This window comes from Brevundimonas sp. EU05-FHT14B07, from assembly GCF_058790795.1.
On sequence record NZ_JBYTCZ010000002.1, the window covers coordinates 465,524 to 487,611 of the forward strand.

Annotated in this window: 20 protein-coding genes; 9 read left to right on the top strand and 11 right to left on the bottom strand. The window is 69.2% G+C overall.

From position 1 onward, the window contains the following. Positions 1–2: 2 nt before the first annotated feature. Genes AC3WRC_RS06390 through AC3WRC_RS06410 form a run of 5 tightly spaced genes read left to right on the top strand, consistent with a single transcriptional unit; the run spans position 3 to position 3,818 of the window. Positions 3–713: a cell division ATP-binding protein FtsE gene (locus AC3WRC_RS06390; protein ID WP_492303277.1), complete on the top strand. Its 711-nt coding sequence runs from the start codon at positions 3–5 to the stop codon at positions 711–713. Beyond that, positions 710–1,624, top strand: coding sequence for a cell division protein FtsX (locus AC3WRC_RS06395; protein ID WP_084375396.1), 915 nt, complete (start codon positions 710–712; stop codon positions 1,622–1,624). Before AC3WRC_RS06390 ends, AC3WRC_RS06395 begins: the two co-directional genes overlap by 4 nt. Further along, positions 1,621–2,265: a YdcF family protein gene (locus AC3WRC_RS06400; RefSeq protein ID WP_066627937.1), complete on the top strand. Its 645-nt coding sequence runs from the start codon at positions 1,621–1,623 to the stop codon at positions 2,263–2,265. The genes AC3WRC_RS06395 and AC3WRC_RS06400 overlap by 4 nt, the downstream gene beginning before the upstream one ends. After that, entirely contained in the window at positions 2,266–3,003 is a 738-nt protein-coding gene (locus AC3WRC_RS06405; RefSeq protein WP_492303278.1) for a lysophospholipid acyltransferase family protein, read from the top strand. A gap of 35 nt (positions 3,004–3,038) precedes the next feature. Continuing rightward, on the top strand, positions 3,039–3,818 hold the full coding sequence (locus AC3WRC_RS06410) for a MipA/OmpV family protein (protein WP_492303279.1): 780 nt from the start codon (positions 3,039–3,041) through the stop codon (positions 3,816–3,818). 263 nt (positions 3,819–4,081) lie between these two features. On the opposite strand, the gene hisC is transcribed toward AC3WRC_RS06410, so the two are convergent. Genes hisC through AC3WRC_RS06435 form a run of 5 tightly spaced genes read right to left on the bottom strand, consistent with a single transcriptional unit; the run spans position 4,082 to position 10,292 of the window. Beyond that, a complete protein-coding gene (gene hisC, locus AC3WRC_RS06415; protein WP_492303280.1) occupies positions 4,082–5,170 on the bottom strand; it encodes a histidinol-phosphate transaminase in 1,089 nt (362 codons plus the stop codon). A gap of 14 nt (positions 5,171–5,184) precedes the next feature. Beyond that, positions 5,185–5,871, bottom strand: coding sequence for a hypothetical protein (locus tag AC3WRC_RS06420; protein WP_492303281.1), 687 nt, complete (start codon positions 5,869–5,871; stop codon positions 5,185–5,187). Beyond that, positions 5,871–6,929 carry a DUF2125 domain-containing protein gene (locus tag AC3WRC_RS06425; protein ID WP_492303282.1) on the bottom strand — a complete coding sequence of 353 codons (1,059 nt, stop codon included), beginning with the start codon at positions 6,927–6,929 and terminating at the stop codon, positions 5,871–5,873. The genes AC3WRC_RS06420 and AC3WRC_RS06425 overlap by 1 nt, the downstream gene beginning before the upstream one ends. Before the next feature lie 32 nt (positions 6,930–6,961). Further along, positions 6,962–7,435: a Cys-tRNA(Pro) deacylase gene (ybaK, locus tag AC3WRC_RS06430; RefSeq protein ID WP_492303283.1), complete on the bottom strand. Its 474-nt coding sequence runs from the start codon at positions 7,433–7,435 to the stop codon at positions 6,962–6,964. A gap of 1 nt (position 7,436) precedes the next feature. Continuing rightward, positions 7,437–10,292, bottom strand: a complete 2,856-nt coding sequence (locus tag AC3WRC_RS06435; protein ID WP_492303284.1) for an ATP-dependent DNA helicase — start codon at positions 10,290–10,292, stop codon at positions 7,437–7,439. A 151-nt stretch (positions 10,293–10,443) separates the two neighbouring features. Between AC3WRC_RS06435 and AC3WRC_RS06440 the strand changes: the two genes are divergently transcribed. From AC3WRC_RS06440 to AC3WRC_RS06450, 3 genes are all read left to right on the top strand, one after another. Further along, entirely contained in the window at positions 10,444–12,981 is a 2,538-nt protein-coding gene (locus AC3WRC_RS06440; protein ID WP_492303472.1) for a ligase-associated DNA damage response DEXH box helicase, read from the top strand. Further along, positions 12,978–13,730, top strand: a complete 753-nt coding sequence (pdeM, locus tag AC3WRC_RS06445; protein ID WP_492303285.1) for a ligase-associated DNA damage response endonuclease PdeM — start codon at positions 12,978–12,980, stop codon at positions 13,728–13,730. Before AC3WRC_RS06440 ends, pdeM begins: the two co-directional genes overlap by 4 nt. A 93-nt stretch (positions 13,731–13,823) precedes the next feature. After that, complete coding sequence (locus AC3WRC_RS06450) at positions 13,824–14,285, top strand: VanZ family protein (protein ID WP_492303286.1); 462 nt, start codon at positions 13,824–13,826, stop codon at positions 14,283–14,285. Here the strand turns inward: AC3WRC_RS06450 and AC3WRC_RS06455 are convergent. From AC3WRC_RS06455 to AC3WRC_RS06465, 3 genes are all read right to left on the bottom strand, one after another. After that, positions 14,282–14,842 (bottom strand): HNH endonuclease, encoded by a 561-nt coding sequence (locus AC3WRC_RS06455; RefSeq protein ID WP_026108602.1) that lies wholly within the window; start codon positions 14,840–14,842, stop codon positions 14,282–14,284. The genes AC3WRC_RS06450 and AC3WRC_RS06455 overlap by 4 nt on opposite strands. Before the next feature lie 141 nt (positions 14,843–14,983). Continuing rightward, entirely contained in the window at positions 14,984–15,643 is a 660-nt protein-coding gene (locus AC3WRC_RS06460; protein ID WP_492303287.1) for a trimeric intracellular cation channel family protein, read from the bottom strand. Further along, positions 15,640–16,290 (bottom strand): DNA-3-methyladenine glycosylase family protein, encoded by a 651-nt coding sequence (locus tag AC3WRC_RS06465; RefSeq protein WP_492303288.1) that lies wholly within the window; start codon positions 16,288–16,290, stop codon positions 15,640–15,642. The genes AC3WRC_RS06460 and AC3WRC_RS06465 overlap by 4 nt, the downstream gene beginning before the upstream one ends. Before the next feature lie 78 nt (positions 16,291–16,368). On the opposite strand from AC3WRC_RS06465, the gene gluQRS reads away from it, so the two are divergent. Further along, positions 16,369–17,232, top strand: coding sequence for a tRNA glutamyl-Q(34) synthetase GluQRS (gene gluQRS, locus AC3WRC_RS06470; RefSeq protein ID WP_492303289.1), 864 nt, complete (start codon positions 16,369–16,371; stop codon positions 17,230–17,232). On the opposite strand, the gene AC3WRC_RS06475 is transcribed toward gluQRS, so the two are convergent. From AC3WRC_RS06475 to AC3WRC_RS06485, 3 genes are all read right to left on the bottom strand, one after another. Further along, the gene (locus AC3WRC_RS06475; protein ID WP_091750657.1) at positions 17,216–18,025 is read right to left on the bottom strand and encodes a TIGR02186 family protein; all 810 of its coding nucleotides are present in this window, start codon (positions 18,023–18,025) and stop codon (positions 17,216–17,218) included. The two genes, gluQRS and AC3WRC_RS06475, sit on opposite strands and share 17 nt — an antisense overlap. Beyond that, positions 18,025–18,948, bottom strand: a complete 924-nt coding sequence (locus AC3WRC_RS06480) for a sulfite exporter TauE/SafE family protein (RefSeq protein WP_017506607.1) — start codon at positions 18,946–18,948, stop codon at positions 18,025–18,027. The genes AC3WRC_RS06475 and AC3WRC_RS06480 overlap by 1 nt, the downstream gene beginning before the upstream one ends. Positions 18,949–19,045: 97 nt before the next feature. Beyond that, positions 19,046–21,904 (bottom strand): SEL1-like repeat protein, encoded by a 2,859-nt coding sequence (locus AC3WRC_RS06485; protein ID WP_492303290.1) that lies wholly within the window; start codon positions 21,902–21,904, stop codon positions 19,046–19,048. Positions 21,905–22,088 lie beyond the last annotated feature (184 nt).

Below are 22,088 nucleotides of genomic sequence, written 5' to 3' on the forward strand. Positions count from 1 at the left end.
CCATGCCGTCCTCGCCCGCCGAACCCGCCGCTATGACCGAGACCGTTCGCCTGTCCGGCGTCGGCTTCGGCTATGTCGGCGCGCCCGACGTGCTGCGGGACGTTAACCTCATTTTGCCGCGCGGCTCTTTCCACTTTCTTACCGGGCCGTCCGGGGCCGGAAAGTCTTCGCTGCTGCGTCTGCTGACGCTGGCGGACCAACCCCGAACGGGAACCCTCCGCCTGTTCGGATCGGATGTCACGCGCATCGATCGTCGCGACATCCCGGCCTTTCGGCGGCGGATGGGCGTGGTGTTCCAGGATTTCCGCCTGCTGGATCATCTGTCGGCCTTCGACAATGTCGCCCTGCCCCTGCGCCTGGCGGGCGGATCCGAGGCCGAGTACGCCGATGACGTACGCGAGATGCTGAAGTGGGTGGGCTTGGGTCGCCGGATGGACGCCCGCCCCCCCGCCCTGTCCGGCGGCGAGAAGCAGCGGCTGGCCATCGCCCGCGCCGTCATCACCCGCCCCGGTTTGATCGTGGCGGACGAACCGACCGGCAGCGTGGACGCCGTGATGGCCGACAAGCTGCTGCGGCTGTTCCAGTCGCTGAACAAGCTGGGGGCCACCGTCCTGATCGCCAGCCATGACGAGGCCCTGGCCCAGCGGTCGGGCGCGCGCGTCTTGAGGCTGGAGGCCGGGCGGCTCAGCGAACCCTCGCGGGCCACCGCATGATCCGTCTGTCCGATTTCAGCCTCTCCAGCCGCCGGCCCGGCCTGCTGCCGCCCGCCGCGGCCGGCGAGCCGTGGCTGATGACCGTCATCGCCGTCCTGTGCTTTTTGGCCTGCCTCGCCGCCGTCGCCGCCTCGGCCGCCGACCGCGCCGCGCACGGCTGGGCCCGACAGCTGGGCGCCGAGGCCACCGTCCAGGTCCGCCCCCGCGTCGGCGAAACCGGCGACACCGCCGCCGCCCGCGCGGCCGAGACCCTGTCGGGCGTCGATGGGGTGGAGGAGGCCGCCGCCCTGAGCCGCAAGGCGGCCGAGGACCTGCTGCGCCCCTGGCTGGGCGACGCGGTCCTGCCCGACCTGCCCCTGCCTCATCTGGTGACCGTGCGGCTGAACCGCGACGCCCCCGCCAGCGCCGTCACCCTGAGCCGCGCCCTGGCCGAGGCCGGACTGGACGCCACGGTGGACGATCACAGCCTGTGGCGCGGCGAGGTCGAGCGGTCCGCCGGCATGATCACGGTCCTGGCCGGCGCCGCCTTCCTGGCCGTCGCCTTCGCGGCGGCCGCCGCTATCGCCTATGCGACCCGGGCAGGCTTGGCGGCCGGTCAAGGCGTGATCGAGACCCTGAGCCTGAACGGCGCGACAGACGGCGCCATCGCCTGGCTGTTCCAGCGGCGGTTCGGCCTGATGGCGGCTGGCGCGGGCGCGATCGGCGCCGGACTGGCGGCGGTTCTTCTGATCCTCCTGCGGTTCATCGGCGGATCGGGCGGCCTGACGGCGGCCCTGCCGATCAGCTGGAGCGACCTGGCGTTGCTCTCGCCTTGCCCGCTGCTCGCGGCTACGGTTGCGGTTCTCGCGGCGAGATTCGCCGCCATGCGAATGCTGGCTTCAGGACGGCCGACAGAGGGAGGGGGCGCATGAGACTGTTGAGCGTCATCTTCATCGCCGGTCTGATCTGGCTGGTCGGCCTGTTCGCCTTCGCCCACCGGGTGCGCGAACTGACGCCGGCCGACGACCCCGCCCGCGCCGACGCCATCGTGGCCCTGACCGGTCCGTCGTCCGAACGGGTCAACACCGCCATCCGCCTGCTGGAACAGGGCAAGGGCGAACGGGTGCTGATCTCCGGCGTCAATCGCGAGGTGCGCCGCCAGGAGCTGCGCGAGCTGACGCCCGGCTCCAGCCGCCTGTTCAACTGCTGCGTCGATCTGGGTTTCGAGGCCGAGGACACCGTCGGCAACGCCCAGGAGATCGCCGCCTGGAGCCGCGCCAAGGGCTATCGCAGCCTGATCGTCGTGACCTCCGACTATCACATGCCGCGTTCGCTGGTCGAAATCCGGGGCCAGCTGCCGGGCGTGAAACTGACGCCCTACGCCATCTCCACCCCGTCGCTGGACAATGCGCGCTGGTGGCGGGCGGCGGTGACCGCGCGTCGGATGACGCTGGAATATATGAAATACCTCGCCGTCCTGGGCCGTGAGGGCGTGCGCCGCATCACCCGCGACCGGCCCGCCGCCGTACCGGCCGAGAGCGAAACCGCCCCTGACGAAAAGGCCGCGTCCTAAGTGAACACACTGCGTTCCCTGATTTTCACCGCCTGGCTCTATTTGTCGATGCCGATCATCGCCATCGGCCTGTCGCCGGTCCTGCTGCTGCCGCACCGCTATGTGCAGGGCGTGTGCAAGCTGTGGGCGAAGATCGTCCTGTTCGGCCTGCGCTGGATCGCGGGGGTGAAGGTCGAGGTGCGCGGGTTGGAGCACGCCCCGTCCGGCGCCGCCCTAATCGCGTCCAAACACCAGGGGATGCTGGACATCGTGGCCCTGCTGGCCGTCCTGCCCGACGCCTGTTTCGTGATGAAGAAGGAGCTGATGCCCCTGCCCTTCTTCGGCTGGTTCGCCTGGAAGGCCAAGATGATCGCCGTGGATCGCGCGGGCCACGCCAAGGCGCTGAAGGACATGACGCGACAGGCGCGCGACCGCCTGTCCGAAGGCCGCCAGATCGTCATCTTCCCCGAGGGCACACGCAACAATCCGGGCGTGCCCGGCGACTACAAGCCCGGCGTCGCCGCCATCTATCGCGATCTGGAAGGCCCCTGCTGGCCCGTCGCCACCAACTCCGGCGTCCACTGGCCGGCTCATGGTTTCCGCCGCTATCCCGGCACGGTCGTGTTCGAATTCCTTGAGCCGATCCCGGCCCAGCTGAAGCGCGGGGCCATGATGGCGTTGCTGGAAAGTCGCATAGAGACGGCGTCGTTGGCGCTGCTGGAGCCAAAGGCCCAGCTTGCGCATTCTGAACCGGCCTGATCTCCCCGCTCGGGCGCCACCCATGGAAACGCCCGATGCTTCGTCCCCTTCTGCTCTCCGTCGCCTTCGCCGCCGTCGCCGGCTCCGCTCTGGCCCAGTCGCAACCGTATGAGCAGATCCGGCCGGCCCCCCAGAACTGGACCGTCGATCTCGGCGCGGGCGTCCTCTATCGCAATGACTCCAACGGTGACACGGGCTCCAAGACGACGGTCGCCCCGTGGGTCTCGGCCAACTATCGCGACCTGGTCTATCTGAACCCGATCGACGGCGTGGGCTGGAACGCGATCAAGACCGACGACTTCCGCGCCGGCCTTCAACTGCGCCCACGCTTCTCGGCCGATGATATCGAAAGCCTGACGCTGGATCGTCCGGGCTTCGGCGCCGACCTGGCCGCCTACGCCTACAAGCGTCTGCCCGGGAATGTGGTGGTCGGCGGTCGGATCAGCCGCGACGTGTCCGACGTCAGCGAGGGCACGGAATACTATGCCTCCGTCGGTCATCAGCGCGTGACGTCGGTCGGCCTGCTGAACGCCTCGGTCTATGTGCGCGGCGGCGATTCCAAACTGGCCGACGCCTACTACGGCGTCAGCACGGCCGAGGCGGCCGCCAACGGCATCAGAGCCTATTCCCCCGGCGGCGGCCTGCAGGGCGCGGGCGCCAGCCTGGTCCTGCTGGTCCCGGTTGGCGACAAATGGGGCGCCGGAGCCTTGCTCAACTACGAACGCCGCCTGGGCGACGTGGCCGACAGCCCCCTGTCGCAAAGCGACGACGCCGTCCGCACCGGCGTCTTCATCGCCCGTCGCTTCGGCGGCTGAGGCGCGTCAGTTCGCCTTTTGGCGTTCGCGCCAGGCTCGGTGAGCTTGGCGCACGTCTTCTTTGCTCATGTGCGGGTCGAGCTGACAGCCAAGAAATGCGCCGCGTTTTTGCTGACCATCAGAGGTAAGTATGGGTGGTCCTTCACGCTCAAGACCACCCATAGCCTGGCATCGTTCAGCAGGGTCGGTCGGTAGTGGCGTAGCACAGGCCGAAATACCCAGCATCAAACCGCCGACAACGCCAAACGCTCGCCAGCGGCCCATTATTGCGCCGCAAACTCACTCAAGGCGTCGATGACAGCGCGGTTCTGATCCTCGGTGCCGATGGTGATGCGCAGGGCCTGAGGCAGGCCATAGCCGCCGACAGGGCGGACGATGATGCCCTTGGTGTTCAGATAGTCGTTGGCGGCGGCGGCGCGCTCGGCGCTGTCGAACAACACCAGCACGAAGTTGCCGGCGCTGGGCAGGACGTTCAGCCCAAAGCCGCGCAGCGCCTGGGTCAGGCGCGGCTTCCAGTTCGAAATCAGATCGCGCGACGCCGTCTGGTGCGTTTCGTCCGACAGGGCCGCCGTTGCGGCCTCAAGCCCCGGCACCGAGACGTTGAACGGCAGGCGAATGCGGTCGATGGCCTCGGCGACCTTCAGCGGCGCATAGCCGAAGCCGATGCGCAAACCGCCCAGGCCGTGGATCTTGGAGAAGGTGCGGGTGACGACGATGTTCTCGGCGTCCCTGGCCAGCGGGAAAGCGGTCTCCCAGTCGGCCTCGGTCACATATTCCGCATAGGCCTCGTCCACGACCAGGATGATGTGAGCCGGAAGCGCCGCGTGCAGGCGGCGGATCTCCTCGCCGGTGTTGTAGCTGCCGGTCGGGTTCGACGGGTTGGAGACATAGACGATCTTCGTCCGGTCATCGACCTGGGCCAGCAGGGCGTCGACCTCGGCCTTGAAGTTCGGCTCGGGCGCCAGCTTGACCTGGGCCTCGCAACCCAGGGCGCTGATGCGATAGGCCAAGAAGCCGTACTGGCCGCAGACGATGTTGTCGCCCGCCGTCAGATAGGTCTGGTTCAGCAGGGCGAAGACCTCGTCCGACCCGTTGCCGAAGATCAGCCGCTCGGGCTCCAACCCGTGCAGTTCTGACACCGCGTTCCGCAGCTTGGTCGCCCGGCCGTCGGGATAGATGTGGATGTTCCTGACCGCCGCCTCATAGGCCGCACGAGCCTTTTCGCCCGCGCCCAGCATGTTCTCGTTGGAGGACAGCTTCATCGGTTCGGCGACGCCGGCGATGGACGACTTGCCGCCGACATAGGGGGCGATGTCGAGGATGCCGGGCTTGGCTACAGGCGCGTCGGTCATGAAAAGCCTTGATCTCAGAAGATGGGGGCGGCGCCGATCACGCCGCTCATTCGGCCGGGCGCGCTCTTCAGCCGCCCGTCGTCGACCTGCACATAGCCCGTCAGCATGAACAGCTTCAAGCCGCCCGCCGCCGCCAGAGGATCGGCGACCAGACCCGCCTCGCCCAGGGCCTCGATGATCTTGCCTTCGGACCAGCCGCTGTCGGTGACCCAGAAGCTGCGGTCGTCGCCGGTCGGGCCGGACATGTCCTTGGACACCACGAAGGCCTGGGGCCGGCCGCGTCGGTCGTCCGGCAGGCCAGCGACGATCCTCAGTTCGGGCCGGGCCAGCAGCCGTCCCCACCACGGCCGGTCGGGCGACAGGTCGATCACCGCGCGCGACCCGGCCTCGACCGCTTTCAGCGCCTCGTCCGCCGACATCGGCCGCGCGCCCAGACCATAACGGTCGGTCGCCAGAGCCTGGGCCAGGCCGCCGCAAACGACGACGGCCGCGCCGGTCGCGACCTCCAGCCGTCCCCACACCGCCTTGACCGCAGCCGCCTCGGCCGGCGAGGCGCCGTCCAGCAGTCCACGCAGGGCGATGGCCGAGGCATCGGCCCGGTCGCGCGGTCCCGCCACCACGCGGGCCTTCACCGCCTCGACCAAGGCGCGGTCCAGCGCCAGCAGGGCCTCGTTCGTATCGGGTTCGTTCAACAGGGTCATCAGAACAGCTTGGGCGCAGGAGCCAGCGGGAAGGGACCGAGCCAGGTGCGGCCGTCGCGGAAAACCAGCGTCAGCGGCAACTGCTCCTGTCCGGTCGCCTCGGCCGCGCCCGCCGCTGCGGCGGCCCCGGCCGCGCCGATGCGGTTCACCGGCCCCTGACGCGTCGCCATCAAACCAGCGAGGGCGGGCAGAGGTTTCTGCGCCTGCAGCTCGACCTGGCCCGTCAGCCGTCCGTTCGCATCGGCTCTCAACACGTCGCTGGAGAGGGTCGCACGGCTGTCGCCGGCCTGAAGATCGCCGCGCACATTGCGAAACGTGCCGCCCGCTTTTGTCCAGGCGGAGAAGACGCCCGCCGCGTCGCCGCCGGTCTTCAGCAAGCTGGCTTGGCCGATCTCGGCCTCCAGCTGCGTCGTCAGGCGGCCGTCCTGGGCGAAGCCTTCGACGGGGCCGTCCGCCCGCCCCTGCCCGTCCACCAGCCGGAACATGACATCGACGTCGTCGGTCGGCGCGGTCGAACCTTCCAGATGCGGCCGGGCGTAGAATTCGATCCGCGCCGCGCGCGCGATGGGGAAGGGTTCGGCGCCGGTCTGGGCCGTGAAGACCGGATTGACCATCTCCAGCGCCAGATTGGGCCAACGCTGATCGATGCCGCTGGCGCTCATGCGGATGGCGTCGCCCTTGACCGCGACCTCGCCCTTGCCGGCGCGGGTCAGCATCAGGCCTTGCGGGGCCACCACCACCCATTTGGTCGGCTGATAGGCGTTGGCCTCCGCGGTCAGTTCGGTCGCCTTGATCGCATGGCCCGACGGCGCCTGAACGATCAGGTTCGTCAACGCCACATGGTTGCGAAACGGCCAGCCGTTGATGGATTTGTCGGCGAAGCGAATGTCCCAGCCAGCGTCACGCAGGCTCTGGACCTGGGCCTCCAGCCGCGTATCGATCTGGCGCGTCAGGAAGATCCACCATCCGGTCCAGGCCGCCAGCGCGATCAGCACCAGGATGAAGGGCGCATACAGGCCCTTGCGGCTGTGTCGCTTGGTCGTCGAGGCGTCGGTCATGCCGGACCTATAGCGCGCCGCACCTCGCCCTTCTAGGCGGTCAGGTCGGCCAGCACCGCATCCGCGACCCGGCGCGCATCCTCCGGCGCGATGCCCAGCAGCAGGCCCCGCTGTCCTGCGTTGATCAGCACCTGATCGAACAGGATGGCCGTCTCGTCCATCGCGGTCGGCACGGCCTTTCGCTGGCCGAACGGGCTGACCCCGCCGACCTTGTAGCCGGTCAGCCGTTCGGCGTCGGCAGGCTTCATCATCTGGGCCGACTTGCCCCCCAGCACCGCCGCCAGCTTCTTCATGCTGACCTCGCAGTCGGACGGCGCGATCACACAGGCGGGGGCGCCGTCGATCAGCACCATCAGGGTCTTGAACACCTGCTCAGGCGCCATGCCCAGCGCCTCGGCGGCCTGCAAACCTACGCGCGGCGCGTCGGGATCATAGTCGTAGGGAAACAGATCGAAGGCGACGCCGGCCTTGGTCAGGGCGACGGTGGCGGGCGTGGTCTTGGACATCCTACGTCGTCTCGGGGTTCAGGAAGCTGCGGGTCAGTTCCACCGCATCGGCCAGGCCCATCCGCTGGACCTCGGTTCCCGGCGGCAGGCTGGCGAACAGGCGGGTGGGGGTGGCGGCGTCGAGCATCAGGAAGATCCCCTTGTCGTCGCCGCGCCGGATCAGCCGGCCGAAGGCCTGGGCGATGCGGGCGCGGGCGAGCGCATCGTCATAACCCTTCCCGCCCAGCCGTTCGCGCCGCGACTTGTGCAGCAGGTCCGGGCGCGGCCAGGGCACGCGGTCGAAGGCCAGGACGCGCAAGGACCGTCCCGGCACGTCCACCCCGTCGCGCACGGCGTCGGTGCCCAGCAGGCACGAGTTCTCCTCGACCCGGAACATGTCCACCAGCGCCCCGACCTCCAGCGGATCGACATGCTGGGCGTAAAGCGGCACGCCCGACTTCGCCAGGTCCGGCCCCAGCCGCTCATAGACCGCCTTTAGCCGGCGGATGGCGGTGAACAGGCCCAGGCCCCCGCCGTCCGCCGCCAGGAACAGTTCGCGCATCGCCGCCGCCGTCTGGCGCGGATCGTCCTTGACCAGATCGTTGACGACGATGACCCGGCTGTTGGCGGCATAGTCGAACGGGCTCTCGACCTTCAGGGTGCGCGGCGGATCGATCAGCCGCGCCGAGCCGGTCCGCATCCGCGCCAGGTCGAACGGGTCCTCCTGCATCGGATCGGACAGGGTGGCGGATGTCACCAGCACCCCGTGCGACGGCACGATCACGGCGGCCTCCAGCGGAACGGTCGGGTCGATCCAGTGACGGCGCAGGGCCACGTCGTGGATTCGGCCGAACGCCGTCTCGGCCGACAGCCAATCGACGAAGTCGGGATCGGGCTGATCGCCCCCGTCCTCCAGCGCCGCCAGCATCGACCGCCACCCCGGCAGGGTCATGCGCGCGCGCCGGTCCAGGCCCCGCAACGCCCCCTCGATCCGGGACCGCTGCGACCCGTCCAGCTCGGCCGCCTCGTCGTCGAGAATGTCTTCCAGATGCCGCGACAGGGCCAGCAGGGGCGCCTCGATGGCGGCCAGGGCCTGGGCCGCCGCGCGGGCGGTCTCCGCCACCGGATCGGTCACGGGCTTCAACGCGCACTCCATGCCGAACTCGGGCCCGCCATAGGTGTTGGTCTCGGCGGTGCGCGCCCGAAGCTGGTCCAGGGCGGCGGCCAGGAAGGCCTCGATGGGGCCGATGGGGTTCACCTCGCCCGAGGCCGGCGCAACGCGGCCCGACACGCCTTCCCCCGGCAGGGCGGCCGAGGCGCGGATGGCGTCCTGAAGCGCCTTCAGCGCGGCGTCATTGTCGCCGACCATGTCGCCCAGCCGCTGCTCCAGCCCGCGCCCGCGACGCCCCCGCCCCTCAGGCCCCCGGATCCAGCGACGCAGCTCGGCCGCTTCCTGGCCCGACAGACAGGCGGAAAAGGCGCTGTCGGCCGCATCGAACAGATGGTGACCCTCGTCGAAGACGATGCGCTTCAGGGCCGCGGTCTCGCCGTCCTGCTTCTGGCCCCGCGCCGAGCGCGCGCCGTCGAAGGCGGCCTGGCTCAGGACCAGGGCGTGGTTGGCGATGACCAGGTCCGCGCGGCGGCTGGCGCGGATGGTCTTTTCCACGAAACAGGTGCGGTAGTGCGGGCAGGCAGCGTGGACGCACTCGCCGCGCCGATCCACCAGATTCGCCGCCCCCGCCGCATGGGCCGCCGGCATGGCGAACAGGCCGGGCAGCCAGCCGGGAAAGTCCCCGCCCGTCATGTCGCCGTCGCGCGTATGCAGCGCCCAGCGCCCGGCCAACGCCAGGCCGATCAGGTCGCCGTTCCCCAGCTGGGCCGCCTGGACCATGTCCTGAAGGTTCAGGACGCACAGATAGTTCTCGCGCCCCTTGCGGATCACCGCCTTCTTCTTGCGTTCGGCCGGATCCGGCCACAGCGAATGGCTCTCGCGATCGATCTGGCGTTGCAGAGCCCGCGTATAGGTCGAAATCCAGGCCGCGCCCTGGTTCCGCTCGGCCCACAGGGAGGCGGGCGCCAGATAGCCCAGGGTCTTGCCCGTCCCCGTCCCCGCCTCGGCCAGTAGGACACGCGGCCGCCCCTCCTCGTTGCGTGGCGAAAAGGCGAAGGCCGCCTCGGCGGCGTAGTCGGACTGCGTCGGCCGCGTCTCGTCCAGACCCGAGGCCTGAAGCAGTTTCTCCAGCCGGATGCGGGCGCTCTCGCTGTCGACCGGCGCCGATCCCGCCTCGCCGCGCGGCGCCTCGTCCTCCCATTCGGTCAGCCGCGACCAGACATCCATCCCGGACCCGCGATGCTGGCGCGCCCGCACGCCGCCGGCCTCCAGCGCCTGAACCACCCGCTCGCCCCAGGCCCAGCCCGCCCGCTGCATCGTCAGCGCCAGGATATAGGCCGCCTCGCGCTCCGGGTAGGCCGGATCAGCCAGTTCGCGCAGCAGCAGCCCCGCCGCCTCACGCAGGGCCGCCGCCTGTTCCTCCGCCGACTTCGGCTCGGCCAGCCCCAGCGACAGCGCCAGCCCCGTCGGCGAAGGCGCACAGAACCGCGCCGGCCGCACGAAGGCGTAAAGCTCCAGCACATCCATCAAATCAGCCGACCGCGGCGGCGGCGTCAGCCCCAGCCGGCGCGCCGTCAGCGACGCATGCGCCACCATCACCGGTCCGGCGCTGAAGAACCCCTCGGCCGCCCCGCGCCCGATCTTCCGGGCCCCCGCCTCGTCGCATACCGCCCCTGCGCCCGGCGGCGTAGCGAGCGCCGGCGGCAAGTCCGCCCACGGCTGGACGCCGGTCGGGCGGGTTTCGGAAATGACGGATTCGTCGGACACGTCCGATAGATAGCGAGCCTGGGGCTGAAACGGAACGGGAACATGCTATATCCCGTCCGTGACGACCGCCGCCGCTCCCGCAACGCTTCCGCCCCTGTTCGCCGACTGGTTCGCGTCGCGCGGCTGGTCGCCCCGGCGGCATCAGCTGGAGATGGTTGCGGCGGGGGAGGCCGGCCGCCACGCCCTGCTGGTCGCGCCGACCGGCGGGGGCAAGACGCTGGCGGGGTTTCTGCCCAGCCTGATCGACCTGGCCGAGCGCGGACCGAAGCCGGCGACCGGGGCGGGGTCGGGGGTGCATACGCTTTATTTGTCGCCGCTGAAGGCCCTGACGACGGACGTCGAGCGCAATCTGATGACCCCGATCCGCGAGATCGGGCTGAACATCCATGTCGAGACGCGCACCGGCGACACCAAACAGTCCAAACGCCAGCGACAACGCGACTTTCCGCCTGATATCCTGCTGACCACGCCCGAGCAGTTGGCCCTGTTCTGCGCCTGGGAAGGCGCCCGTTCTTATTTCGCCGATCTGAAATGCGTGGTTCTGGACGAGGTGCATGCGATCTGGAGCGGCAAGCGCGGGGACCTGTTGTCGCTCGGGCTGGGTCGGTTGCAGAGCTTCGCCCCCGATATGCGCCGGGTGGGACTGAGCGCGACTATCGAGGACCCCGATCTGATCCGGGGATGGTTGGCGCCGGGCGATGCGGAGACAAACAACCCCTCCCCCGCTTCGCGGTCCCCCTCGCCGCAAAGCGGTGAGGAGACGCAAGCCGACTTGTCTCCTCCCCATGCCATGGGGAGGGGGACCGCCGAAGGCGGTGGAGGGGCTCTTGACGCGGTGACCCTCGTCCGCGGCGACCCCGGCGCGCCGGCGGTCATCGACGTGCTGATCTCCGAGGGCAAGGTGCCTTGGGCCGGCCACACCGGCCAGCACGCGATCCCGGAGGTCTACGCCGCCATCCAGCGTTCGACCCTGGCGCTGATCTTCGTCAACACCCGCTGGCAGTCGGAGTTTGTGTTCCAGCAGCTGTGGGCCATCAATGAAGACAATCTGCCCATTGGCCTGCACCACGGCTCGCTGGCGGCCGAGCAGCGGCGCAAGATCGAGGCGGCCATGGCGCGCGGCGATCTCAGAGCCGTGGTCTGCACATCGACGCTGGATCTGGGCATCGACTGGGGCGACGTGGACCTAGTCATCCAGATGGCCGCGCCCAAGGGCTCCAGCCGCCTGGTCCAGCGGATCGGCCGCGCCAACCACCGGCTGGACGAGCCGTCGCGTGCGCTTCTGGTGCCCGCCAGCCGTTTCGAGATGCTGGAGTGCCAGGCGGCGCGCGAGGCCGTCGCCGACAACGCCTTCGACTGGGAGCCGGTCCACATCGGCACGCTCGACACCCTGGCCCAGCACGTAAGGGGCGTCGCCTGTTCCGAGCCGTTCGACATGCAGGTCCTGTATGACGAGATCACCGGCTGCGGCCCCTATCGCGACCTGACCTGGGAGCAGTTCGAGGAGGTGGTCGATTTCGTCGCCACCGGCGGCTATGCGCTGCGCACCTACGACCGGTTCGCGCGCATCGTGCGCACGCAAGACGGCCGCTGGAAGGTCCGAAACCAGCATATCGCCCAGCGCCACCGCATGAATGTCGGGGCCATCGTCTCGGCCGGAACGCTGAATGTCCGCGTCGCCAGCCGTCGCGGCGGCGCCGCGCGCCAGCTGATCGGCGGCCGCAAGGTGGGCGAGGCCGAGGAGTGGTATTTCGAACAGCTGACGCCCGGCGACACCTTCCAGTTCGCCGGCCAGACCTGGGCGTTTCAGGGCATCACCGGGACCGACGCCCTGGTCACCCACGCCAATGACAGCGACCCCAAGATCCCATCGTGGGGCGGATCGAAGTTCCCGCTGTCCACGTCCCTGGCCGACCGGGTGCGTACCATGATCCACGACCGCGACCACTGGCGCGTCCTGCCGCCCGACGTTCAGGAATGGCTGGAGTTGCAGGAAGCTCGGTCCGTCATTCCCGACGCCGAATCCATGCTGGTCGAAACCTTTCCGCGCGGCAGCCGGCATTTCCTGGTGGCCTATCCGTTCGAGGGCAATCTGGCCCACACCACCCTGTGCATGCTGTTGACCCGGCGGCTGGACCGGATGGGCGTCGGGCCGCTGGGGTTCGTTGTGACCGACTATTCGCTGGCGATCTGGTCGATCAAGCCGATGGATGCGATCGATCTGGACGCCCTGTTCCAGCCGGACATGCTGGGCGACGACCTGGAAGCCTGGCTGGAGGAAAGCTTCATGATGAAGAGATCCTTCCGCAACTGCGCCCTGATCTCGGGCTTGATCGAACGCCGCCAGCCCGGCGCCGAAAAGACCGGCCGGCAGGTGACCTTCTCCACCGACCTGATCTACGACGTGCTGCGCCGCCACCAACCGGACCATCTGCTGCTTAAGACCGCCCGCGCGGACGCCGCCTCCGGCCTGCTGGACGTGGCGCGCTTGGGCCAGATGCTGACCCGCATCGAGGGGCGTATCCGTCACCAACCCCTGAGCCGCGCCTCGCCCTTCTGCGTGCCCGTTCTGGTCCAGATCGGACGCGAGCGGGTCAGCGGAGACGCCGCCGAAATGATCTTGGACGAAAGCGCCGACCTGCTGATCGCCGAGGTCATGGACGACGCCGAGCCAGAATCCGCCGCATGAACGCCGCCCTGCGCCAAACCCTGTCCCCGGCCCGCAAGATCTGCGGTTCGCTGAGCGTGCGGATCGCGGGAGAGGCCTGCGTGCTGCGCTGTTCCGGAGCGATGTGGGTTCCGGCCTACGGCGCCCTGATCGTCGCGGATCTGCATCTGGAAAAGGGCTCTGCCTTCGCCGTGCGCGGCCAGCTTCTGCCGCCCTATGACAGCCGCGCCACGCTGGACAGGCTGGAAGCCGAGATCGTCGAACTGAACCCCGCCATGGTCGTGCTGCTGGGCGACAGCTTCCATGACACCAAGGCCATTCCCCGCATGGCGGCCGACGACCGGGCGCGGCTGGACCGGCTGGCGGCGGGGCGCGACTGGCTGTGGCTGGAAGGCAATCACGACCGCGAGGCGCTCGCTCGCGATGCGGACACGGCATCCCGCCTGCCCGGCCGGATCGTCGGCGATATGGCCTTGGGCGCGCTGCGCTTGACCCACGAACCGGAGGCGCTGAGCGCCGACGACGACCGTCGTGGCGAGGTCGCGGGCCACCTGCACCCCGCCGCCAAGGTCGCCGCCTATGGACGCGGCGTGCGCCGTCCCTGCTTCGTCACCGACGGATCGCGCATCGTCCTGCCGGCCTTCGGCGCCTTCACCGGCGGGCTGAACGTGCTCGATCCCGCCATCGCCGACCTGTTCGCCGCTCCGCCGCTGGCCGCCGCCCTGGGACGAGACCGTGTCCACGCCCTGGATTGGGCGATCCTGCGATAGTCTGTTCGTAAAGCGTTCAGCACATCGCTTCACCGCATCTTGGGGGACGGCGATGCAGGATGACGGCGGATCAAGGTCACGGACACCCGCCTCATGCTCACGCCCAGCCGCATCGTCATGGCCGCCCGCCTCGGCTTCGCCCTGGCGGCGCTGGGCATGGCCGTCTTGATGCTGGGGCCCTTTCAGGGTCTGGAACAGGTCTTCGGCCTGAATGACAAGGCCGCCCACGTGATCGCCTTCTATGGCGTGGCCAGCGGCCTGTTCCTGATCGCGCCGAACCAGCGCCGCGACGACCTGGCCCTCTATGTCATCGCCGCCGCCTTCGGGGCTGAACTGCTTCAGGCCCTGACCGGCCGCAGCGTCTCGGTCATCGACTTTCTGGCGGGCGCGGCCGGCGTCGCCGCCGCCTGGGCGCCGGGACGAATCGAACAGTTGCGCCAGGCCTTCCGCCGCCATCCGGACATGACTCTGGCCGAGATCGATCGTCTGGATCGCCGCCTGCGCCGTCGTCGCGCCGAAACCAGTCGCCCCGGCGTCGCCGTCCTGCGGCCCTAGGGCTCCAGCTCGATGTCCCAATAAAGGTAGTCCAGCCAGCTCTGGTGCAGATAGTGCGGCGGGAAGCGCCGGCCGGCGTCCTGAAGCTGCCAGGCGTTGGGGCGATAGGGTTCGCGGCGGATCGGCATCATGGCCTGGCGCGGCGTTCGCCCGCCCTTGGCCAGATTGCAGGGGCTGCAGGCCGCGACGATATTGTCCCAGGTCGTGCGTCCGCCCTGTGAGCGCGGGATGACGTGGTCGAAGGTCAACTCAGCCGACTGACCGCAGTACTGACAGGCGAAGCCGTCTCGCAGAAAGACGTTGAAGCGGGTGAAGGCGGGGCTGCGGTCCTGATCTACATAGCTGCGCAGCGCAATCACGCTGGGAAGCTGCATCTCCATCGACGGCGAGCGGACGACCTTGTCATACAGGGACACCACGTCCACGCGGTCCTGATAGACCGCCTTGACCGCCTCCTCCCACGGCCACAGCGACAGCGGATAGTAGGACAGCGGCCGGAAGTCGGCGTTCAACACCAACGCGGGAAAACCGGAGGGTGGTCGATGGAGAACCTGCATCAGGCCCTCCCGCGCGGACGGGGGGATTTTGAGGCGACAGAGGTGAGGACACGTCTCCTTCCCTAGTCTTGTGAGATCAGCCTACCCCTGATTCCCGCTCATCGCCATGACCAGTGTGCAGCGTTTTCGTGACGTCCTGCCTTAGACCCGTCGCGCGTGGGTCGGGAACCCCGGCAGGGTCCAGCCCCAGCGCAAGGCGGCCGCGCGCAGCAGGAAGCCCGACAGCGCCGCGACGATGGCGGCGGGCCAGACGCCGACGCCCGGCGCCCTCAGCATCATATAGACCGTCGCCGCCAGGATCGCGGCCGTGACGTTGATCTCTCGCCGCAGCAGGATCGACGGTTGACCCGCCAGGGTGTCGCGCACCACCCCGCCGAAACAGGCCGTGAGCGTGCCCATGACGATGCAGATCAGGGCCGGCGCCCCGGCCGCTTCGGCCTTGGCCGCCCCCATCACGCCATAGGCCGCAAGACCCACCGCATCCAGCCACAGCAGGGCGCGAAACCGCCAGTCGCGCTGCCCCACCAGCCAAAGGGCCGTCGAGGCGAAAAGGCAGACCGCCAGATAGCGCCAGTCCTGCACCCAGAAGACCGGCAGGCCGAGCAGCAGGTCACGCAGCGTCCCGCCGCCCACGCCGGTGATGGCGCCGAAGAAGGCGAAGGTGACGACGTCGTGCTTCTCGCGCGCGGCGGCCAGGGCGCCGGTGGCGGCGAAAACCGCCACGCCGGCGAAATCCAGCGCGGTTAACACGGTCTGCGGATTGCGCAGCGGTTCGGTCAGAGCGGGATCGAGCGGGGTCATGCCGGCGCATCCAGCGCGATCTCGCCGCGCTTCACGCCCGTGTACCAGGCCCACAGCAGATGGGTGGCGACCGCACGATAGGGCCGCCAGATCTCGGCGCGGGCATAGGCGCCCTTCTGATCGGGCCGCACCTCTGCGCCGTCCGCCCAACGGATCGCCTCCTGCAAGGCCACGTCGCCGCCGGGGAAGACATCCAGCCGCCCCTCGCACATCATCAGATAGGCCTCGGCCGTCCACAGGCCGACGCCCTTCAGCGCCGTCAGGGACGCGATCGCCGCCTCGTCATCCAGGTTGGCCAGATGCTCCAGATCGATCTCGCCCGCGATCTGCGCCCGCGCGATGCCCTGTCCATAGGTCGCCTTCTGTCGCGACAGACCCATGTCGCGCAGTTGATCCAGATCGTGCGCCAGCAACAGCTCGGGCGTGATGCCGCCCATGCCTTCACGCAGCCGCGCCCAGACCGAAGCGGCCGAGGCCACCGACACCTGTTGCTCCACGATCATGCGGAACAAACCTTCGAACCCGCCAACTCTCAACCGCCACTCCAGCGGCGGCGTCTGGGCGTCCACGCGAACGAGCGCCGGATCAGCGGTGACCAGCGCCCGGCGCGCGGCGGCGATATCATCAGGCGTGGGTGCGAGCGGCATACGCTATGCTTACGGCCCGTCGCGCTTGTCGGAAAGAGCGGGGGCGCCGTTGAGGACCGCAAACCGCTAAGGAGCGTCGTGATGTTCGCCACCCGCTTCGCCCCCTCGCCTACCGGCCGCCTGCACAAGGGCCACGCCTTTTCGGCCCTGACCGCCTGGACGGCGGCGAAGTCGGCGGGCGGGCGGTTCGTGCTGCGCATCGAGGATATCGATCCGACGCGATGCCGGCCGGAGTATGAGGCCGACATTCTGCAGGACCTGGCCTGGCTGGGTCTGGACTGGGAGACGCCGGTCCGGCGCCAGTCGGATCATCTCGGAGAGTACGCCGCCGTGATCGAAAATCTGCGGGCGCGAGGCCTGCTCTATCGGTGTTTTCGCACGCGCAAGGAGGTCCTGAGCGCCATCGGCGACGCGCCGCACGGGGCGATGGAGGCGGCGAAGCCCGGTCCGCATTCAGCGGACGAGGAGGCGCATCTGCTGGCCTCGGGCGCACCGTTCGCCTGGCGGCTGTCGCTGGATCGGGCGCGCGAAACTTTGGGCGAGCCGACCTGGAACAACCTGAGTTTCGTCGAGGAGGGCGAGGGTCCGAACGGCGAAACCGGCGTCATCGCCGTCGATCCCGAGGCGGCGGGCGATGTCGTTCTGGCGCGCAAGGATACGGGCGTCGCCTATCATCTGGCCGTGACGCATGACGACGCCTTGCAGGGGATCACACACGTGATCCGGGGCCAAGACCTGTTCGAGGCGACCCATGTGCAGCGGCTGATCCAGACCCTGATGGGCTGGCCGGCGCAGACCTATCGTCATCACAGCTTGCTAACAGGACCGGACGGGCGGCGCTACGCCAAGCGCGATCGCTCGATCACCCTGGCCGAGCTGAGGGCCGGCGGATTGACGGCCGAGGGCCTGCGCGCCGAGCTGGGCTTCAGCTCCGCCGGCTGAAGATGCGCGAGGCGCCATAGCCGGTCAGGGCGGCCAGCACGACGCACAGCACGCCGTACAGCCACGGCCGACGGTGGGCGAACTCATAGATGTCGCGCTCCAGCCCGACCTTCTCGACCGTCAGGGTCAGGTTCGACACCGACTGCGGCTCGCCGTCCTGAAACAGCCAGACCTCGGCGTAGTATTTTCCGGTGGGCGCCACGGTCGGCAGTTTGACCTCGGCGCGGAACAGGCCCCGGTCGACGAACTCCACCCCTTCGGAATCGGTGTCGTATAGGGCGGCGGCCTCCTTCAGCCGGATCACCGCGCGGCGCCAATCCAGATAGTCGTCGCCCAGACGGCTGACGACCACATCGCGCACGCCGTAGCGGGTGACGGTGCGGCTTTCCTCCGGTGCATCGATGCGCAGGTGATCGACGCCGACGCCCAGCCGGCGCAGCTGGCCGAAGTCCGCGATGTCGCTGAGCGGGCGCGTTGAGGCGGTCATGTAGAAGCCGGGCGCCCCCTCGAACAGCACCGGCCGGCTGTTCAGCCAGACACCGGACGTGCGCGTCTTCTTGACCAGGCGGATCGGCGCGTCCGGCCCCCGCACCACGACCACGACGTCCGCAGGTTCGGGCGTCGGATTGAACACCGCGCCGTACAGGACGATGGACGCGCCCCGGAAACTGCTGTCGACCCGGACTTGGGCGTCGGTCAGGGCGGCGGCGACGCGCAGGTCTCCGGTCGTCGCTTCGGACCGATCGAGCGGCGGGGCCGCGACAGGGGGCGGAGGGGGAGGAAGCGCCTGCATCAGTCGGCGATCCCCGGCGCGATCATGAAGATGTCGTTGGGCCGCACGAACAGATCCAGCCCCATCTGGATCCCCACCAGCAGCACGATCAGTCCTAGCGCCGCCCGCAGTTCCTCGGCGCGGAACCGCCCGGCGAAGCGTGCGCCGATCTGGGCGCCGACGACGCCGCCGAGCAGGAGAATGGTGGACAGCACGATGTCGACCGTCTGGTTACGCCCAGCCTGAAGGATGGTGGTGATGGCGGTGGTGATGATGATCTGGAACAGGCTGGTGCCCACCACCGCGCCCGCCCTCATGCGCAGGATATAGAGCATGGCCGGCACCAGGATGAAGCCGCCGCCCACCCCCATGATGGCCGACAGGACGCCCGCGAAGACGCCCAGGCCGAACGGCGGCAAGGCGCTGATATAGAGGCCCGACTTCGGGAACTTCATTTTCAGCGGCAGACCATAGAGCCACATCGGCCGCCGACGCTGCTTGTGCGGCGCGGGCAGCCCTCGGCGGCGGCGCAGGATCTCGGTCAGGCTCTCGTTCAGCATCAGAATGCCGATCGCGCCCAGGAAGACGAGATAGGACAGGGCCACGACGAGGTCGGCCTGGCCCAGCAGGCGCAGGTAGCGAAACAGCTCGACCCCCGCCAGGGCGCCGGCCGCGCCCCCGGCCGCCATCACCGATCCCATCTTGAAATCGACCGACCCCGCGCCCGCATAGCGGATGACGCCCGACGTCGAGGAGGCCACGACGTGGCTGGCCTGGCTGGCGACGGCGACGGTCGGGGGGATGCCCAGGAAGACCAGGATCGGCGCCATCAGGAAGCCGCCGCCGATGCCGAACAGGCCGGACACGAATCCGACCACCGCCCCCAGGATCACCAGGGTCGGCCAGTTCACCGAAACCTCGGCGATCGGCAGATAGATGTCCAAAGGACGCGCCTTCGGCTGGAGCGGACACAAGAATCGCCGTCAGGCGGGCGAGGTCGGGGACGACCGGGCGACCGATAGCCGCCCGGCGCCTGGGAATCTAGCCTGTCGCCTGGGCTTGGGCCTGCGACTGGGCCACGAAGGCGTCGGCGGCGGTGCGGGCCGCGCGCTGGGCCGTGGCGCTGGCCGTCGGACGCAGGCGCGTCACGGCGGCCTGGGCCTCCGCATCCCCGCCGCGCGCGGCGATCATGTACCATTTCAGCGCTTCGGTCGGATTCTTGGCCACGCCGTCGGCGCCGGTCTCATAGATGCGCGCGACATTGTACTGGCTGTCCGGCAGACCGCGCTCGGCCGCGTTCAGCAGCCAGGTCAGGGCCTCGGCCTGATTGGTCGCGCCGCCGTCGCCTTCATAGAGCTGCATCCCATACAGATGCATCCCGCGCGGATCGCCGCCCTCGGCCGCGCGACGGCCCCACTGACGGCTTTGAGCCGGGTCGGCGGGCACGCCATTGGCGCCGTCCAGATACAGCTGACCCAGATAGGTCTGGGCGGGGGCGTAGCCCAGGTTGGCGGCGCGCTTCATGCCGTCCAGGCCAGAGTTGTCGCCGGCCTCCAGCTTGCCGATCGCCGCCTCGTAATCCGCCGCGCCGGGGCCGCCGATGTCGAAGGTCGCTTTCGGACCGGTCGGCGTCACCGCCGACGCGGCCAGCGGCATGGCGCCGTTTGTCGTCGAGCCGCCGCCGAAGCTGGGCATCTCGAAGTCCGGCGCACCGCCGTCGGTCAGGGACAGATAGCCATAGACGCCCCCGGTCAGGGCGACCGCCGTGACCGAAGCCAGAAACGCCTTCTTGACCGTCGATCCGTCCTTGGACGCCTGCCGGTCCAGCCGTTCCTGCAGCTTGGACTTGCCGCCGCGCTTCAGGCCGAAACCCGACCGGGGCGCAGGTTCCGGCTCAGCGGGCGCGGTGATTGCAGCACGGGCGGCGTCGATGGTGCTGCGGGTCGAGGCGGCGCGGCCGGCGGCGGCGGCGGCTTCCATGCTGGAGCGCAGCCGGCGCGGATCCACGAACTCGGTCTCGCCGCCGAAATCGTCGTCGTCCGCGTCCAGGACGGCGGCGTCACGCTTTTCGGCCGGTGCGGTCGAGAAGCCCGGCGACGTCGCCTCCAGCGCATCGTCGACATCGGCGCCGCCGAAACCGCTGAAGGGCTGGATGATGGGTTCGACGCCGTCGGGATCGACCTGACGCATCGGCAAGTCGTCGGCCAGCGCCTCGACGGGCTCGGCCTCGGTCTGGACGACGGGCGCCGACGGGAAGGGCGCAGCGGTCGCGACTTCGGGCGTCACCGGATCGCTGGACCAGGCGTCCTGGTCGGTGAAGGTCTCATCGGGGAAGGCGGCGGCGCGCCAGTCGCCTTCGATGGATGCGGACTGGATCGGCGCCTGTATGGTCGCCGAGGCGGCGCGTTCCAGCACCTGTCGCGCCGGGGTCCACGCCGGCTCATTGTCCAGCGGCTTGTCGCGGATCGGCGTCGGCGCGCGGGCGTCGATGCTTTCGCGGGCCTCGGCCAGCAGACGGGCGGTGCGTTCCTCGCTCAGACGCATCCGCTCGGCCAGTTCGCCGGACGCGCGGTCGTAGCGCTGCTCGATCTTGTCCGAGCTTTCCGACAGGCGTCGGCCGATGTCTTCCAGCGCCTGCTGCGAGCGGCGTTCGGACTGGGCGATGCGATCGCTCAGCTGGTCCGAAATGCGGGTGATCTCGCCGCCAAGCTTCTCCAGCGCGATGGCGTGGCGATCGTCGCTGGCGGTCAGACGTTGGTCGACGCGGTCGACGTGGCGGGCGAACTCCTGATCCAGACGCGCGGCGCGGCGGGCGACCTCGGTTTCGATGGTCTGGCTGACGACGTCGGCGGCGGCGCGGGCGACGGCGTCGGTGCGACCGTCGTTGTCCGTCTCGACCTTCTTGACCCGCGCATTCAGGTTGCGGGCGATGCGCAGGACCTCGCGGCCCATGGCCTCAAGGCCGATGGCGCCCTTCTCTTCGGACGCCTTCAACTGATCGCCGACGGCCTGGACGGCGCGTTCGATACGGTCGATGCGCGCGCCGGTTTCGGCGGCGTCCAGACGCTGCATCATCTCGGCGCGATTGTTGTCGATCTGACGCGACAGGCTTTCAGCCAGCTTCTCGAAACGGGCCAGGTCGCGCGCGCTTTCCGGCTCGACGCGGCTTTCGGCCGTCCGCATCCGCTGGTCCAGCGCGGCGAACGAGCGTTCCAGCGTCTTCAGGGCTTCGGTCGTGCGGTTCTGGGCCTCGTCCAGACGGGCGCTGACTTGGGCCAGCATTTCGGTGCCGACGCCGGGGCCGGCGGCCTTCTCGACCGCCTCCATCCGCTCGCGCAGATCGCTGACGCCCAGACGCTGGCGTTCCTCGATGTCGTACAGGCGCCCGGTTAGCGCGCCCAGGGAGGTCTCGATCTTGCCGAAGGCTTCCTGGGTCGACGGGCCGGTGTCGCGTTCGAAGGCGCGCAGGCGGCGATGCCCTTCGCGCAGCTCCTCGGCGATGTCGTCGATGCGGCGGGCGGCGCCCTGGGCCTCAACCTCTTGGCCGTCCAGCCGACGCATCAGGCCCGCGACGGCCTGATCCACGCCCTGAATGGCGACGGTCGAGCGACGTTCGGCGGCTTCCAGCCGCGCGGCGATCACATCAATGGAGGCGCTGATCCGCTGCTGGCTGTCTTCGACCTCATAGGCGTCGTCCAGACGGCGGCTGCGGTTGCGGCGTTCGTATTCGGCGGCCTGGGAGCGACGCGGCAGGGTGGCGTAGCCCTCCTCCTCGTCTTCCATGATCATGGAGTTGAGCCATTCGCCCAGCGTCATGCCGGACCGGCGCGCCAGATCCTTGGCGACCTCGCGTGCTTTGGGATCGATTCCCTTAACGCTCCACGGCGCTGCAGCGCTCACTGATTCGTCTCCCAGCCCATGCGACGAAGGCTATACCGTCAATATCGAGGGTGTAAACTGATGGTTAACCGCAATATCTAGCAGCGATATCCCAATCCTGTGGACATCACGCCAGACAGCCGGATTTGTGAATCATCTCGGTTAACGCGGCATGAAGATTAACCTCCCGGCAAGGGTTCGCTTG

Bases quoted from the DNA above. Each gene is read 5' to 3' on its own strand.
- AC3WRC_RS06475 (WP_091750657.1), bottom strand. From the start codon at position 18,025: ATGCAGGCGCTTCCTCCCCCTCCGCCCCCTGTCGCGGCCCCGCCGCTC.
- AC3WRC_RS06400 (WP_066627937.1), top strand. From the start codon at position 1,621: ATGAGACTGTTGAGCGTCATCTTCATCGCCGGTCTGATCTGGCTGGTC.
- hisC (WP_492303280.1), bottom strand. From the start codon at position 5,170: ATGACCGACGCGCCTGTAGCCAAGCCCGGCATCCTCGACATCGCCCCC.
- ybaK (WP_492303283.1), bottom strand. From the start codon at position 7,435: ATGTCCAAGACCACGCCCGCCACCGTCGCCCTGACCAAGGCCGGCGTC.
- AC3WRC_RS06410 (WP_492303279.1), top strand. From the start codon at position 3,039: ATGCTTCGTCCCCTTCTGCTCTCCGTCGCCTTCGCCGCCGTCGCCGGC.
- AC3WRC_RS06425 (WP_492303282.1), bottom strand. From the start codon at position 6,929: ATGACCGACGCCTCGACGACCAAGCGACACAGCCGCAAGGGCCTGTAT.
- AC3WRC_RS06395 (WP_084375396.1), top strand. From the start codon at position 710: ATGATCCGTCTGTCCGATTTCAGCCTCTCCAGCCGCCGGCCCGGCCTG.
- AC3WRC_RS06465 (WP_492303288.1), bottom strand. From the start codon at position 16,290: ATGCCGCTCGCACCCACGCCTGATGATATCGCCGCCGCGCGCCGGGCG.
- AC3WRC_RS06390 (WP_492303277.1), top strand. From the start codon at position 3: ATGCCGTCCTCGCCCGCCGAACCCGCCGCTATGACCGAGACCGTTCGC.
- pdeM (WP_492303285.1), top strand. From the start codon at position 12,978: ATGAACGCCGCCCTGCGCCAAACCCTGTCCCCGGCCCGCAAGATCTGC.
- AC3WRC_RS06420 (WP_492303281.1), bottom strand. From the start codon at position 5,871: ATGACCCTGTTGAACGAACCCGATACGAACGAGGCCCTGCTGGCGCTG.
- AC3WRC_RS06440 (WP_492303472.1), top strand. From the start codon at position 10,444: ATGGTTGCGGCGGGGGAGGCCGGCCGCCACGCCCTGCTGGTCGCGCCG.
- AC3WRC_RS06460 (WP_492303287.1), bottom strand. From the start codon at position 15,643: ATGACCCCGCTCGATCCCGCTCTGACCGAACCGCTGCGCAATCCGCAG.
- AC3WRC_RS06455 (WP_026108602.1), bottom strand. From the start codon at position 14,842: ATGCAGGTTCTCCATCGACCACCCTCCGGTTTTCCCGCGTTGGTGTTG.
- AC3WRC_RS06450 (WP_492303286.1), top strand. From the start codon at position 13,824: ATGCTCACGCCCAGCCGCATCGTCATGGCCGCCCGCCTCGGCTTCGCC.